Source organism: Variovorax sp. 54, from assembly GCF_002754375.1.
GTDB lineage: Bacteria > Pseudomonadota > Gammaproteobacteria > Burkholderiales > Burkholderiaceae_C > Variovorax.
In genome coordinates this window covers 665,219-678,461 of the sequence record NZ_PEFF01000001.1, presented here as the reverse complement: position 1 = coordinate 678,461, position 13,243 = coordinate 665,219, and the positions used below count along the sequence as shown (strand labels likewise).

Here is a 13,243-nt window from a genome sequence, read left to right as displayed (position 1 = left end):
GAAAGAAAGAAGCCCATGACAAGACCCCTGGACGGCATCACCGTCATCTCGCTCGAGCATGCCATCGCGGCGCCGTTCTGCACCCGCCAGCTCGCCGACCTCGGCGCGCGCGTCATCAAGGTCGAGCGCCCCGGCGGCGGCGACTTTGCGCGCGCCTACGACGAGCGCGTGAACGGCGAGGCCTCGCACTTCGTGTGGGTCAACCGCTCGAAGGAAAGCCTCACGCTCGACCTCAAGCAGCCCGCCGCGCTCGCGGTGCTGCAGGAGCTGGTGGCCGGCGCCGACGTCCTGGTGCAGAACCTCGCACCCGGCGCCGCCGCGCGCATGGGCCTGGGCGCGCAGGTGCTGCAGGAAAAACACCCCGCGCTCATCGTCTGCGACATCTCGGGCTACGGCGAAGACGGCCCGTACCGCGACAAGAAGGCCTACGACCTGCTCATCCAGAGCGAGGCCGGTTTCCTGTCGGTGACGGGCACGCCCGACGACCCGTGCAAGTCGGGCAACTCCATCGCCGACATCGCGGCAGGCATGTATGCCTACACCGGCATCCTCGCGGCGCTGATGCAGCGCGGCAAGACGGGCAAGGGCTCGCACATCGACGTGTCGATGCTCGAGTCACTCGCCGAGTGGATGGGCTACCCGATGTACTACGCCTACGACGGCGCACCGCCGCCGCCGCGCAGTGCCGCCTCGCACGCGACCATCTACCCCTACGGCCCGTTCCCCGCGGGCGACGGCGGCACCGTGATGCTGGGCCTGCAGAACGAGCGCGAGTGGCGCGCCTTCTGCGACAAGGTGCTGCTGCGCCCCGAGCTCGCAACCGACCCGCGCTTCGACAGCAACGCGCGGCGCAACGAACACCGCGAGGCGCTGCGCACGCTCATCGTCGACACCTTCGGCGCGCTGAGTGCGGCGCAGGTGCTCGAACGGCTCGACACGGCGCAGATCGCCAATGCGCGCATGAACGACATGGCCGGGCTGTGGGCGCACCCGCAACTCCAGGCGCGCGAGCGCTGGCGCCAGGTGGGCTCGCCGGCCGGCGACATTCCGGCGCTGCTGCCAGCCGGTCGTCAGAGTGCGTTCGACTACCGCATGGACCCGGTGCCTGCGGTCGGCCAGCACACCGATGCGATCCTGCGCAGCCTGGGCCGGGGCGACGACGCGATCGCGACGCTGCGCGCGGCCGGGGCGGTATGAGCGGGCCCGCAAAGCAAGCGCTGGCGTTGGCGCGCGCCTTTCTCTTCGTGCCGGCCGACCGGCCCGAGCGCCATGCGCGTGCGTTGGCCACGGGCGCGGGCGCCGTGATCATCGACCTCGAAGACGCCGTGGCGCCCGCGCGCAAGGCCGAAGCGCGCGGCGCGCTCGGTGCCTCGCTCGCAGCGCTGCCCGCCGGAGGGCGAGGGCGGCTGCTCGTGCGCACGAACGCCAGCGGCACGCCATGGCATGAAGACGACTGCGCGTGTGCGGCGGGCTGGATCGCCGACGGACTCATCGCCGGCGTCGTGCTGCCCAAGGCCGAACACGCCGACGAACTGCATCGCCTCGCCGCCACGGTCGGACCGAAGGCCGTGCTGCTGCCGCTCATCGAATCGGCCGCGGGGCTCGCTGCAGTCGACGCCATCGCGGGTGCGCCGCAGGTGCTGCGGCTGGCCTTCGGCCACCTCGATTTCCAGGCCGACCTCGGCATGGCCTGCGACGCCGACGAGGTCGAGCTGGCGGCCGTGCGCCTCGCGCTCGTGCTGGCCTCGCGCCGCGCCGGGCTGGCCACGCCCATCGACGGCGTCACGCCCGACTGGCGCGATGCGCAGCGGCTCGCCGCCGACACCGCACGCGCCCGCCGTGGCGGCTTCGGCGCCAAGCTCTGCATCCATCCCGAACAGGTCGCGCCCGTGCAGGCCGCGCTCGGCCCCTCGGTCGACGAGGTGGCCTGGGCGCACCGCGTCACCGAGGCCGTGCGCGCGGCCGGCGGCGGCGTCGTGAGCCTCGACGGCCGCATGGTCGACGGGCCCGTGGTGCGGCTGGCCGAGCGCTGGCTGGCATTGGCGCCGCCAAGCAGTCCGGGCGATTCATCCCTGACGCACTGATCTACAGATAAACCAAAAGGAGACAAAGCAGTGAAAGAAGTGAACGCAACGAAGACCTGGAAACTGAAAGCCCTCATCGCGGCCTCGGCGGGCGCCTGCCTGCTTGGTGCCGCATCGCCCGCCGCCGCGCAGGCCGCGTGGCCCGACAAGCCCATCGTGATGGTCGTGCCGTACTCCGCCGGCGGCCCCACCGACGTGGTGGCGCGCATGCTCGCCGTGCCCATGGGCAAGTCGCTCGGGCAGACCGTGGTGGTCGAGAACACCGTGGGCGCGGGCGGCACCATCGCGCCGACCCGCGTGGCCAAGGCGGCGCCCAACGGCTACACCATCCTCATCCACCACATGGGCATGGCTACCGCACCCGCGCTGTACAAGAAGCTCAACTACGACCCGCTCAAAGACTTCGAGTACATCGGCCAGGTCATGGACGTGCCGATGACCCTGCTGTCGCGCAAGGACTTTCCGGCCAACAACTTCAAGGAGCTGCTGGCCTACGTGAAGGCGAACAAGGACAAGGTCTCGCTCGCCAACGCGGGCATCGGCGCCGTCTCGCAGCTGTGCGGCATGCTCTTCGCGCACCAGATCGGCGTGCAGCTCACGACCGTGCCCTACAAGGGCGCAGGCCCGGCGCTCAACGACCTCATGGGCGGGCAGGTCGACCTGCTGTGCGACCAGACCACGCAGACCGCGCCGGTCATCAAGGACGGCCAGCGCGTGAAGGTGTTCGGCGTGACCACGCCCAAGCGCCTGTCGAGCATGCCCGACATTCCCACGCTCGACGAGCAGGGCCTCAAGGGCTTCGACGTGAAGGTGTGGCACGGCGTGTACGCCCCCAAGGGCACGCCGCCGGCCGTGATCGAGAAGCTCAACGTGGCCCTGCGCGCCGCGCTGCAGGACGACAACGTGAAGAAGCGCTTTGCCGAGCTGAGCACCGAGGCCGTGCCGATGGAGAAGGTCACGCCCGAGGCGCTGCGCAGCCACCTGGCGGCGGAGATCGAGAAGTGGGGGAAGGTGATCCGGGCTGCGGGGGTGCAGGCGGATTGAAGACGCCAAGCTGAGTTGCGGGGGCGTCAGCGAGCGTCTTCGCTGACCGTCTGCAACGTCTCCTCGAACAACTTCAGCAACAGCCGCGCGAACACGTCCATGTTCCACGGCCGATCGGTCGCGCCGGTTTCGATCGTGCGGCTGACCACGAGGCCGTCCGCGCCGGTCACGGCGATGCAGACATGCCCGGGCGCGTCGCCGTACGGGCTGCCCGACGGTCCCGCCGCGCCGCTCTCGCAGATGCCCCACTTCGAGCGATGGGCGTCGCGGATGCGGCCCGACATGAAGCGCGCATAGGGCTCGGTCTCGCCGCGCATGTCGCCCATGTCCTCGGGCGTGAGGCCGAGCAGGGCCTTGCCGGCGCGGCGCGAGTAGACGACCGCACCGCCCAGGAAGTAGGCCGAGGCACCCGGCACCGCGAGCAGGGCGGCCGAGACCAGGCCGCCGGCCGACGATTCGGCGACCGCCACCGTCTGGCGCCGCTCACGCAGCGTCGCCCCCACGCGGGCGGCGAGCACGGCAAGCGGTTCGAGGTCGGTGAGGTCGGGCGTGGACATGGAGGTCTAAAGAAGTAAAAAAGAAGAAATGACCGACCGTTCGATCGATCAAGAAAACGAATGAACGATCAGGCCGTGCCCGCGCGCGACCCCGGTCGCCGCACATACGACGGCGCACGCTCATGGCTCGAGGTGTGGCCATACACCGTGTCGGCCGGGTAGTACTCGGCCTGCAGCTGCACCTTGGCCGCGGCTTCCTCACCTGCGGCATGCGCGATGAAGGCCAGCATCAGGTCGGTGCCCGCCGACACGCCGGCCGAGGTCCAGACGTGGCCGTCCTGCACGAAGCGCTGCTCGACCACCTTCACGTCGCCGAGCGCGCGCAGGCGGTCGAGCGATCCCCAGTGCGTGGTGGCGGTGCGGCCCGAGAGCAGGCCGGCCGCATGCAGCACGAAGGCGCCGGTGCACACCGACATCAGTGCCTTGCAGCCGGGCGCCTGCGCGGCCACAAACTGCACCATCGCGGGGTTGTCGACCTCGCGCCGCGTGCCCATGCCACCGGGCACGAGCAGAAAGTCGAGCGGTGGGCAGTCGGCAAACGACACATGCGGGTTGATCGACAGCCCCTTGGCGCAGACGACCGGGCCGTGCGTTTGCGCCACCACCAGGCAGTTCGCGGGGCCGCCGGCCAGCTTGCTCCACATGGTGAGCATTTCCCAGGGACCGATGAAATCGAGCTCCTCGACCTCGGGGAAGACGATGATTCCGAAATTCATGCGTGCGAACTCCTGGTGGGGGTGGTCGGCGGGGGGCGTGTCACGGTCGCGCAGCCGCAAGCATATAGAGTGCCGCCGAGGCGGTCTCGGTGACAGCTGGTTGCAAGCTTGGCTCAGTGTTCTCCCTCAGGGTTGTGTGGCCTGAAAATGGCTAGAGTGAAGGCGGCCGTTCAGGCTTTTTGCTAGCTTCAAATCAAGGAAATCTCATGAGCAAGAAAGTTGCATATGTCACCGGGGGCATGGGTGGCATCGGAACAGCCATCTGCCAGCGTCTGCACAAGGACGGGTTCACTGTGATCGCCGGTTGCGGTCCTACACGCGACCATGCCAAATGGCTGGCCGAACAGAAAGCCGAAGGCTTCGAGTTTCACGCGTCGGTCGGCAATGTCGGCGACTGGCAATCCACCGTCGAGGCTTTTTCCGCCGCCAAGGCGGCCCACGGCGCGATTGACGTGCTCGTCAACAACGCCGGCATCACGCGGGACCGCATGTTCCTCAAGATGACGCCGGAAGACTGGAGCGCGGTGATCGAAACCAACCTCAACAGCATGTTCAACGTCACCAAGCAGGTGGTGGGCGACATGGTCGAAAAGGGCTGGGGCCGCATCATCAACATCAGCTCGGTCAACGGCGCCAAGGGCCAGGCCGGTCAGACCAACTACTCGGCCGCCAAGGCCGGCATGCACGGCTTCACGATGGCGCTGGCGCAGGAGCTGGCCAACAAGGGCGTCACGGTCAACACCGTGAGCCCGGGCTACATCGGCACCGAGATGGTCAAGGCCATCCGCCAGGAAGTGCTCGACAAGATCGTGGCGACCATTCCGGTCAAGCGCCTGGGCGAGCCGAGCGAAATCGCTTCCATCATCGCGTGGCTCGCCACCGACGAAGGCGGCTACAGCACCGGGGCCGACTTCTCGGTCAACGGCGGCCTTCACATGCACTGAGCATGCGCGCCACACCCTGAAAACCAAAACCCGCTTCGGCGGGTTTTTTCATTTGGGCCGAAGCCAAAACCATTTCAACCATCGAAAGCATCCGCGACACGAACCCTTTCTTCTGCGTTTTCCTTCTCCATCTTTTTCAGGAGGCAGTCATGGCACATACAACAAACACAGTACCCAGGAAGCTCCCCCTCTACCGTTCCCTCTACGTGCAGGTGATCACCGCGGTGGTCATCGGCGTGCTCCTCGGTTACTTTTACCCCTCGCTCGGGGAATCGATGAAACCGCTGGGCGACGGGTTCATCAAGCTCATCAAGATGATCATTGCGCCGATCATCTTCTGCACGGTGGTGGTCGGCATCGCCGGCATGGAAGACATGAAGAAGGTCGGCAAGACCGGCGGGCTGGCGCTCTTGTACTTCGAGGTCGTGAGCAGCATCGCGCTGGTGGTCGGCCTCGTGCTGGTGAACGTGCTCAAGCCCGGCGCGGGCATGAACATCGACGCGTCCACGCTCGACACCAAGGCCATCGCGGCCTACACCGGCCCCGGCAAGATGACCGGCACGGTCGACTTCCTGCTCAACATCATTCCCAGCACGCTCGTCGATGCCTTCGCCAAGGGCGAGATCCTGCAGGTGCTGCTGATCGCGGTGCTGTTCGGCTTTGCGCTGCACCGCTTCGGCGGGCGCGGCACGCTGGTGTTCGACGTGATCGAAAAGGGCTCGCACGTGCTGTTCGTGATCGTCAACTACATCATGAAGCTCGCGCCCGTCGGCGCCTTCGGTGCGATGGCGTTCACCATCGGCAAGTACGGGCTGGGCAGCCTGCTGTCGCTGGGCAAGCTCATGGGCACCTTCTACCTGACCTGCCTGCTGTTCATCTTCGTGGTGCTGGGGCTCATTGCGCGCTTTCACGGCTTCAGCATCTGGAAGTTCATCAAGTACATCAAGGAAGAGCTGCTGATCGTGCTGGGCACGTCGTCCAGCGAATCGGTGCTGCCGCGCATGATGGAGAAGATGGAAAACCTGGGCGCCCACAAGACCTGCGTGGGCCTGGTGATTCCCACGGGCTACTCGTTCAACCTCGACGGCACCTCGATCTACCTGACGATGGCGGCGGTGTTCATTGCGCAGGCCACCAACACGCCCATGACGCTCACGCAGGAGATCACGCTGCTGGCGGTGCTGCTGCTCACCTCGAAGGGCGCGGCGGGTGTCACCGGCAGCGGCTTCATCGTGCTGGCGGCCACGCTGTCGGCGGTGGGGCATGTGCCGGTGGCGGGGCTGGCGCTCATCCTGGGCATCGACCGCTTCATGTCGGAGGCGCGCGCGCTGACGAACCTCATCGGCAACGGCGTGGCCACCATCGTGGTGGCCAAGTGGACGAATGAGCTGGACGAGGAGCGGCTGCAGGCCGCGCTCAACAACGAGAGCTGGGTCGAGTCGCAGGAGCCGGAAGAGCTGGTGAACGCGCGCGAGTCGAAGATGGCGCCATAAGCAAAACGGCGGTCGGAGGCAAAGCCCCCGACCGCCGTGAAAGCGCCCGAGAGCGCCTGTCTTAACGGCCTTAGGCCAGGTCGAACCGGTCCAGGTTCATCACCTTGGTCCAGGCGGCCACGAAGTCATCGACGAACTTCTGCTGGCTGTCCGAGCCGCCGTACACCTCGGCGATGGCGCGCAGCTGCGCGTTGGAGCCGAACACGAGGTCGACGCGTGTGCCGGTCCACTTGACGGCGCCGGTCTTGCGGTCGCGGCCTTCGTACTCTTCCTTGGCGTCCGACACCGCCTTCCACTCCGTGCCCATGTCGAGCAGGTTGACGAAGTAGTCGTTGCTCAGCGTGCCGGGCGTCTTCGTGAAGACGCCGTGGCGGGTCTGGCCGACGTTGGTGTCGAGCACGCGCAGGCCACCGACCAGCACGGTCATCTCGGGGGCCGTGAGCGTGAGCAGCTGGGCCTTGTCGACCAGCAGCGCTTCGCCGGGCACGCTGTAGCGGCCCTTCATGTAGTTGCGGAAGCCGTCGGCGTACGGCTCCAGCGGTTCGAAGGAGGGCACGTCGGTCTGTTCCTGCGAGGCGTCGGCGCGGCCCGGCGAGAAGGGCACCTTCACTTCACGGCCGCCGTTGCGCGCGGCCTGTTCCACGCCCGCACCGCCGGCCAGCACGATCAGGTCGGCCAGCGAAATCTGCTTGCCGCCGGCCTGCGCCGCGTTGAACTCGCTGCGGATGCCTTCGAGCGCCTTCAGCACCTGGGCCAGCTGCGCGGGCTGGTTGACGGCCCAGTCCTTCTGGGGCGCCAGCCGCACACGGGCGCCGTTGGCACCACCGCGCATGTCGGAGCCGCGGAAGGTGGAGGCCGAGGCCCAGGCGGTAGACACCAGCTGCGCAGGCGTGAGGCCCGAGGCCAGCACCTTCTTCGTCAGCGCGGCGACGTCTGCCGCATCGACCAGCGGATGGTCGACGGCCGGGATCGGGTCTTGCCAGATGAGTTCTTCGGCCGGCACCTCGGGCCCGAGGTAGCGGGCGCGCGGGCCCATGTCGCGGTGCGTGAGCTTGAACCAGGCGCGCGCGAAGGCGTCGGCGAGCTGGTCGGGGTTGGCCAGGAAGCGGCGCGAAATTTTTTCGTAGGCCGGGTCCAGGCGCAGCGACAGGTCGGTGGTGAGCATGGTCGGCGCGTGGCGCTTGGAACCGTCGTGCGCGTCGGGGATGGTGCCGGCACCGGCGCCGCCCTTGGCCACCCATTGGTGCGCGCCGGCGGGGCTCTTGGTCAGCTCCCATTCGTAGCCGAACAGGTTCTCGAAGAAGTTGTTGCTCCACTTCGTGGGCGTGGTGGTCCACGTCACTTCGAGGCCGCTGGTGATGGTGTCGCCGCCCTTGCCGGTGCCGAAGCTGTTCTTCCAGCCGAAGCCCTGGTCTTCGAGGCCGGCGGCTTCGGGTTCCTTGCCGACGTTCGAGGCCGGCCCCGCGCCGTGGGTCTTGCCGAAGGTGTGGCCGCCGGCGATGAGCGCCACGGTTTCCTCGTCGTCCATGGCCATGCGGGCGAAGGTGTCGCGGATGTCGTGGGCCGCGGCGATCGGGTCGGGGTTGCCGTCCGGGCCTTCGGGGTTCACGTAGATCAGGCCCATCTGCACGGCGCCCAGCGGGTTCTCGAGGTTGCGGGTGTGCGGCACCTTGCTGTCGTCGTCCTTCACGAGCACGCCGCGGTCTTTCTCGACACCGGGCGAGCCTTGTGCGTAGCGCACGTCGCCGCCGAGCCAGGTCTTCTCGCGGCCCCAGTACACGTCCTGGTCGGGTTCCCACACATCGGGGCGGCCACCGCCGAAGCCGAAGGTCTTGAAGCCCATGGTTTCGAGCGCGACGTTGCCGGTGAGGATCAACAGGTCGGCCCAGGAGATCTTCTGGCCGTACTTCTGCTTGATCGGCCAGAGCAGGCGGCGTGCCTTGTCCAGGCTCACGTTGTCGGGCCAGCTGTTGAGCGGCGCAAAGCGCTGCTGGCCGCGGCCGGCGCCGCCACGGCCGTCACCGATGCGGTAGGTGCCGGCGCTGTGCCAGGCCATGCGGATGAAGAGCGGGCCGTAGTGGCCGAAGTCGGCCGGCCACCAGTCCTGCGAGTCGGTCATCAGCGCGGCGAGGTCTTTCTTCACCGCGGCGAGGTCCAGGCTCTGGAAGGCCTTGGCGTAGTCGAAACCGGCGCCCAGGGGATCGGATTTGGCCGAGTGCTGATGCAGCAGGTCCAGGCGCAGCTGCTCGGGCCACCAGTCGCGGTTCGTGGTGCCGGCGCCGGTGGTCTGGCTGAACGGGCACTTCGCTGCTGTCTTCTCGTTGCTCATGGGGAGGCTCCTGTTGTGGGGGGACGGGGGGACCGCACAAATTCTCAATGAGAAAGGTGTCTATGCGAATAGAAGTGCTTTATGCCTACGATAGTTCGCGTGGTCGCCGTAGGGGTGTAGACGCGAGCCTGTAGAAGCCTGCGGGCTTCAAAGGTTGGGGGGCGTTCCTGCAAAATGGACCGATGCCCCACAGCGTCTCACTCATCAATACGATTGCCGCCGGCCTGGGGTTGGCGCTGGTGTTCGGCTTTCTCGCGGCGCGGTTGCGATTGCCAGCCTTGGTGGGGTACCTCTTGGCGGGCGTGATCATCGGCCCGTTCACACCGGGGTTCGTGGCCGATGCGGGCATTGCCGCGCAGCTGGCCGAGATCGGCGTGATGCTGCTGATGTTCGGCGTGGGCCTGCATTTTTCGCTGACCGACCTGCTCGCGGTGCGCAAGATCGCGCTGCCCGGCGCCATTGCGCAGATCGTGGTCGCCACGCTGCTCGGCGGCGGCCTGGCCGTGTGGTGGGGCTGGAGCTGGGGCGCGGCGCTGGTGTTCGGGCTGGCGCTGTCGGTGGCGAGCACGGTGGTGCTGCTGCGCGCACTCGAAAGCCTGGGCATCCTCGATTCCTTTACCGGCCGCATCGCCATCGGCTGGCTGGTGGTCGAAGACCTCGCGATGGTGCTGGTGCTCGTGCTGCTGCCGCCGCTGGCGGGCGCGCTGGGCGGCACCAACGCCGACACCAACGGCGCGCCGGTCTGGCAGACGCTGGGCCTCACGTTGCTGCAGGTTGGCGGCTTCGTGGCGCTGATGCTCGTGGTCGGGCGGCGCGTGTTCCCGTGGATTCTCTGGCAGGTCGCGGGCACCGGTTCGCGCGAGCTGTTCACGCTGTGCGTGGTGGCGGCGGCCGTGAGCATCGCCTTCGCCTCGGCGGCGCTGTTCGGTGTGTCGTTCGCACTGGGCGCCTTCTTTGCCGGCATGGTGATGCGCGAGTCGCAGTTCAGCCACCGCGCGGCGCAGGAGTCGCTGCCGCTGCGCGACGCGTTTGCCGTGCTGTTCTTCGTGTCGGTCGGCATGCTGTTCGACCCGTCGGTGCTGGTGGAGCGTCCGCTGCAGGTGCTGGCCGTGGTGCTCGTGATCGTGCTGGGCAAGTCGCTCGCGGCCTGTGCGCTGGTGCTGGTGTTCCGCTACCCGCTGGCCACGGCGCTCACGGTGAGCGCGAGCCTGGCGCAGATCGGCGAGTTCTCGTTCATCCTGGCCGGGCTGGGCGTGTCGCTCGGCCTGCTGCCGGTGGAAGGGCAGAGCCTGGTGCTGGCGGGTGCGCTGATCTCCATTGCCACCAATCCGCTGTGGTTCAGCCTGATCGCGCCGCTACAGAAATGGCTGCACGCGCATTCGAAATTCGCGCGCGAACTCGACATGCGCAGCGACCCGCTGGCCGAGCTGCCGATGACCACCGAGGCCAAGTACCTGTCGCGCCAGGTGGTGCTGGTCGGCTACGGCCGGGTGGGCCGGCGCATCGCCGCCGAGCTCGAGACGAACGACATCCCCTACGTGGTGGCCGAGCAGAACCGCGAGCTGGTCGAGAAGCTGCGCGAGGCCGGCATTCCGGCCGTGTGGGGCGACGCGGCCGATCCGGCGGTGCTGATCCAGGCGCATGTGGCACGCGCCCGCGTGCTCGTGGTGGCCACGCCCGACGCCATGAACGTGCGCCAGATGATCGAAACCGCCCGCACGCTGAACCCGACCATCCAGACCGTGGTGCGCAGCCACAACGAGCAGGAAGCCCGTTTGCTGGCCGACGAAACCGATGCGAAGGTGTTCCTGGGCGAACAGGAACTCGCCCAGGCCATGGCCCGCGATGTGGTGCAGCGCGCCGCCGCGATGGCGGTGCCGGCTTGAGAGCTGGCTGAATACGCTTGTCGCGGGTCGCGCCGGTCGGGCGTCATCTCCTGGCCACGGCATGCCCCCGCACATTTCACCGATCTCTTTTTTCCTCATCCCATGTCACTGAAAGCCCGATGGCATTCGTTGCTCGGCGCTGTGCGCGAGTCTTTGGTCTGCCTGGCGCTGGCCTTTCGCTCCAGCCTGCGTCCCGGCATCGCACTGCGTTCCGCGGGCTTGTGCCTGCTGGTCTTCGCGGTGTGGAGCTGGGTGTTCTACCGTCACTTCCAGCCGATCGGAACGGCGGCCGGCGTGGTGTCGGTCTTCGTCGTGATGGGCGGTGCGGTGCTCGGCCTGCTGCCCGGCACGGGAGGCACCGGAGGGAGCGTCGCGGGCATGGCGGGCATTGCGCCTGCGCTGGCGATGCTGCTGCTCTACGCGGCGGTGCTCACGGTCGCGGTGCTGGTGGTGATGTACGTCGGCGTCATCGTCGCCACCATCCGGCTGGCGTTGCGCTGGGCGCTGCTGGGCCCGGTGCGCGAGCGCGTGCAGGCGCGCTACCCGGCGCTGCTGGCGCAGCCACGGCCCGAGCCCTCGGGCTGGCTGGCCGGCGTGCGCGGTTGGTTGGGGCCGTGGCTGGGCGCAAGCCTGGGCATGCTGCTGTGCCTGCTGGTGCCGGTGGTCAACGGCGTGCTGCTGTTCCTGCTGCTCGCCTACCTTAACGTGCGCTTTCTGCTGGGGCCCGCGCTTGCCGGCATCGCGAACGGCGAGGAGCGCATGCGGATCGTGCGCCGCCAGCGCGGGGCGATGGTGGTGTTCGGCGTGCTGATCCTGCTGCTGGCGCTCGTGCCCGTGGTGAATCTGCTGCTGCCTGCGTTGCTGGGCGCAGGCGCCTGCCACCTCGGCTACCGAGGTATGGAGGCGGAGCGCCAGGCTGACGCCGGCGCTTCAGCCGGCGTTCAAAGGTCCTCGATCACCAGCGTCCGGTAGCGCTCGGCGATCGAGTAGGGCACGGTACGCACCAGTTCCATCACGCGCTCGGTGGTGGCGCCGTCCTTGGTGCGGATCAACAGGCCCGTGTGGCCTTCGTGGGCCAGATGGATGAAGGCGCGCACCGTGGCGCCGTCGGTGCCGGCGGAGGGCAGGGGACTGTGCGAGGCATGCACGGTCGGCGCGATTTCCGCCAGGACGGTTTCGGCCGGTATCAGGTAGACCTCGTCGCCGCTCACGATGCCTTTCTCGATCAGCCCGTGGCCGATGCGGCTGGCGTCTTCGATGCTCGGGAACATCACCAGGGAGAAGCCGGTCGGGTAGAACGCGCCGCCGAAACTGGCGCGCATGTTGGGTTCAAGCGTGAAATGTTTCATGCTGACTCCTTGTTCTGATGCAGCTCCCCACCCCTAACATTAGGCCGAGCGGCGTACAAGCACTGTAGGAGAAGCCCTAGTACTGACAACCGCGCCAGCCCCCAGCCCGTTCAAAGGCGGGTTCATTCCCTGTTTCATTTCCGACCGACATGCCTTCGCCGAGAGACATCGCACTCACCGTCCACGAACTGGAAGAAGGGGAGTTCTACTGGGTGCTGATGGAAGCCGTGGACGGCTCGACCGGCGACTCCACCCACGTGTACGTACCGCTCGAAGCCGCCCACGAGCCCTACGCCACCTATTCGAACGCGCTGGTGGCCGGCGTGGCGGTGTTGCGGCGGCTGTTCGGGCCCGACGGCAAGCCCGTCTGACGGGGCCCATGAGGGCGCCGCCGCAGGGCGCTCCCTATAATCCCGGCGGTTGGAAACATTGGTTCACACCGGTGTCGTCCACCACCCCACGGTTCGAAGGTGCCCTGCACGACCAGTCACAGGACTGGCGGCGGGGTTAAACGGGAAGCAGGTGCGAGGCGTCGTCTTTTTGATCGACGCTTCCATTCCTGCGCTGCCCCCGCAACGGTCAGCGGATATCGACACCCTCAGGCTCATGCGCTTTCTTGCATGGGCAGCCACTGCGCTTCGGCGTGGGAAGGCGAGGGTTTCGGCGTCGAGGTGCATGCACCTTTCGACGCACTCCGCGAGCCCGGATACCGGCCTTCGCAACCGCCTTCGGACGCTGCGGGAGTGCGTGTCCGGGCCTGCCCTTTCCCCTCGCGCGAAACGGCACCGCCCTCAGTCTCTTCTCCCTCTTCGTCCTCGATCGGTCAGGAGCCTGCGGGGAC

12 protein-coding genes and 1 riboswitch are annotated in these 13,243 nt (G+C 67.7%); of the genes, 8 read left to right on the top strand and 4 right to left on the bottom strand.

Annotated features, from left to right (window positions below; all coding sequences use genetic code 11):
• Positions 1-15: 15 nt before the first annotated feature.
• From CLU95_RS03150 to CLU95_RS03140, 3 genes are read left to right on the top strand one after another with little or no spacing between them, the layout of a single operon-like run.
• Positions 16-1,197: a CaiB/BaiF CoA transferase family protein gene (locus CLU95_RS03150; protein WP_099790353.1), complete on the top strand. Its 1,182-nt coding sequence runs from the start codon at positions 16-18 to the stop codon at positions 1,195-1,197.
• Positions 1,194-2,084 (top strand): HpcH/HpaI aldolase/citrate lyase family protein, encoded by an 891-nt coding sequence (locus tag CLU95_RS03145; protein ID WP_099790351.1) that lies wholly within the window; start codon positions 1,194-1,196, stop codon positions 2,082-2,084. The genes CLU95_RS03150 and CLU95_RS03145 overlap by 4 nt, the downstream gene beginning before the upstream one ends.
• Before the next feature lie 39 nt (positions 2,085-2,123).
• Positions 2,124-3,128 carry a tripartite tricarboxylate transporter substrate binding protein BugD gene (locus CLU95_RS03140; RefSeq protein WP_099797087.1) on the top strand — a complete coding sequence of 335 codons (1,005 nt, stop codon included), beginning with the start codon at positions 2,124-2,126 and terminating at the stop codon, positions 3,126-3,128.
• 26 nt (positions 3,129-3,154) lie between these two features.
• Here the strand turns inward: CLU95_RS03140 and CLU95_RS03135 are convergent, their stop codons facing one another.
• The gene (locus tag CLU95_RS03135) at positions 3,155-3,685 is read right to left on the bottom strand and encodes a CinA family protein (RefSeq protein WP_099790350.1); all 531 of its coding nucleotides are present in this window, start codon (positions 3,683-3,685) and stop codon (positions 3,155-3,157) included.
• A 68-nt stretch (positions 3,686-3,753) separates the two neighbouring features.
• A complete protein-coding gene (locus tag CLU95_RS03130; protein ID WP_099790348.1) occupies positions 3,754-4,401 on the bottom strand; it encodes a DJ-1/PfpI family protein in 648 nt (215 codons plus the stop codon).
• A 206-nt stretch (positions 4,402-4,607) separates the two neighbouring features.
• Between CLU95_RS03130 and phbB the strand changes: the two genes are divergently transcribed.
• Both phbB and CLU95_RS03120 read left to right on the top strand, forming a co-directional pair.
• Entirely contained in the window at positions 4,608-5,345 is a 738-nt protein-coding gene (gene phbB / locus CLU95_RS03125) for an acetoacetyl-CoA reductase (protein ID WP_099790345.1), read from the top strand.
• Between the two features lie 149 nt (positions 5,346-5,494).
• Entirely contained in the window at positions 5,495-6,838 is a 1,344-nt protein-coding gene (locus tag CLU95_RS03120; RefSeq protein WP_099790343.1) for a dicarboxylate/amino acid:cation symporter, read from the top strand.
• Between the two features lie 70 nt (positions 6,839-6,908).
• Here CLU95_RS03120 and katG read toward each other — a convergent pair whose 3' ends face one another.
• A complete protein-coding gene (gene katG, locus CLU95_RS03115) occupies positions 6,909-9,167 on the bottom strand; it encodes a catalase/peroxidase HPI (RefSeq protein ID WP_099790341.1) in 2,259 nt (752 codons plus the stop codon).
• 182 nt (positions 9,168-9,349) lie between these two features.
• Between katG and ybaL the strand changes: the two genes are divergently transcribed.
• Entirely contained in the window at positions 9,350-11,053 is a 1,704-nt protein-coding gene (ybaL, locus tag CLU95_RS03110; protein WP_099790339.1) for a YbaL family putative K(+) efflux transporter, read from the top strand.
• A 102-nt stretch (positions 11,054-11,155) separates the two neighbouring features.
• Complete coding sequence (locus tag CLU95_RS03105; protein WP_143605932.1) at positions 11,156-12,025, top strand: EI24 domain-containing protein; 870 nt, start codon at positions 11,156-11,158, stop codon at positions 12,023-12,025.
• Here the strand turns inward: CLU95_RS03105 and CLU95_RS03100 are convergent.
• Positions 11,995-12,402: a hypothetical protein gene (locus tag CLU95_RS03100; RefSeq protein WP_099790335.1), complete on the bottom strand. Its 408-nt coding sequence runs from the start codon at positions 12,400-12,402 to the stop codon at positions 11,995-11,997. The genes CLU95_RS03105 and CLU95_RS03100 overlap by 31 nt on opposite strands.
• Positions 12,403-12,551: 149 nt before the next feature.
• On the opposite strand from CLU95_RS03100, the gene CLU95_RS03095 reads away from it, so the two are divergent.
• The gene (locus CLU95_RS03095) at positions 12,552-12,773 is read left to right on the top strand and encodes a hypothetical protein (RefSeq protein ID WP_099790333.1); all 222 of its coding nucleotides are present in this window, start codon (positions 12,552-12,554) and stop codon (positions 12,771-12,773) included.
• Between the two features lie 81 nt (positions 12,774-12,854).
• A riboswitch (cobalamin riboswitch) is annotated at positions 12,855-13,134 on the top strand.
• Positions 13,135-13,243: the final 109 nt, after the last annotated feature.

Coding starts and splice junctions, on each gene's coding strand:
- CLU95_RS03120 (WP_099790343.1), top strand. CDS start 5,495: ATGGCACATACAACAAACACAGTACCCAGGAAGCTCCCCCTCTACCGT.
- CLU95_RS03105 (WP_143605932.1), top strand. CDS start 11,156: ATGTCACTGAAAGCCCGATGGCATTCGTTGCTCGGCGCTGTGCGCGAG.
- katG (WP_099790341.1), bottom strand. CDS start 9,167: ATGAGCAACGAGAAGACAGCAGCGAAGTGCCCGTTCAGCCAGACCACC.
- phbB (WP_099790345.1), top strand. CDS start 4,608: ATGAGCAAGAAAGTTGCATATGTCACCGGGGGCATGGGTGGCATCGGA.
- CLU95_RS03145 (WP_099790351.1), top strand. CDS start 1,194: ATGAGCGGGCCCGCAAAGCAAGCGCTGGCGTTGGCGCGCGCCTTTCTC.
- CLU95_RS03095 (WP_099790333.1), top strand. CDS start 12,552: ATGCCTTCGCCGAGAGACATCGCACTCACCGTCCACGAACTGGAAGAA.
- ybaL (WP_099790339.1), top strand. CDS start 9,350: ATGCCCCACAGCGTCTCACTCATCAATACGATTGCCGCCGGCCTGGGG.
- CLU95_RS03135 (WP_099790350.1), bottom strand. CDS start 3,685: ATGTCCACGCCCGACCTCACCGACCTCGAACCGCTTGCCGTGCTCGCC.
- CLU95_RS03130 (WP_099790348.1), bottom strand. CDS start 4,401: ATGAATTTCGGAATCATCGTCTTCCCCGAGGTCGAGGAGCTCGATTTC.
- CLU95_RS03100 (WP_099790335.1), bottom strand. CDS start 12,402: ATGAAACATTTCACGCTTGAACCCAACATGCGCGCCAGTTTCGGCGGC.
- CLU95_RS03150 (WP_099790353.1), top strand. CDS start 16: ATGACAAGACCCCTGGACGGCATCACCGTCATCTCGCTCGAGCATGCC.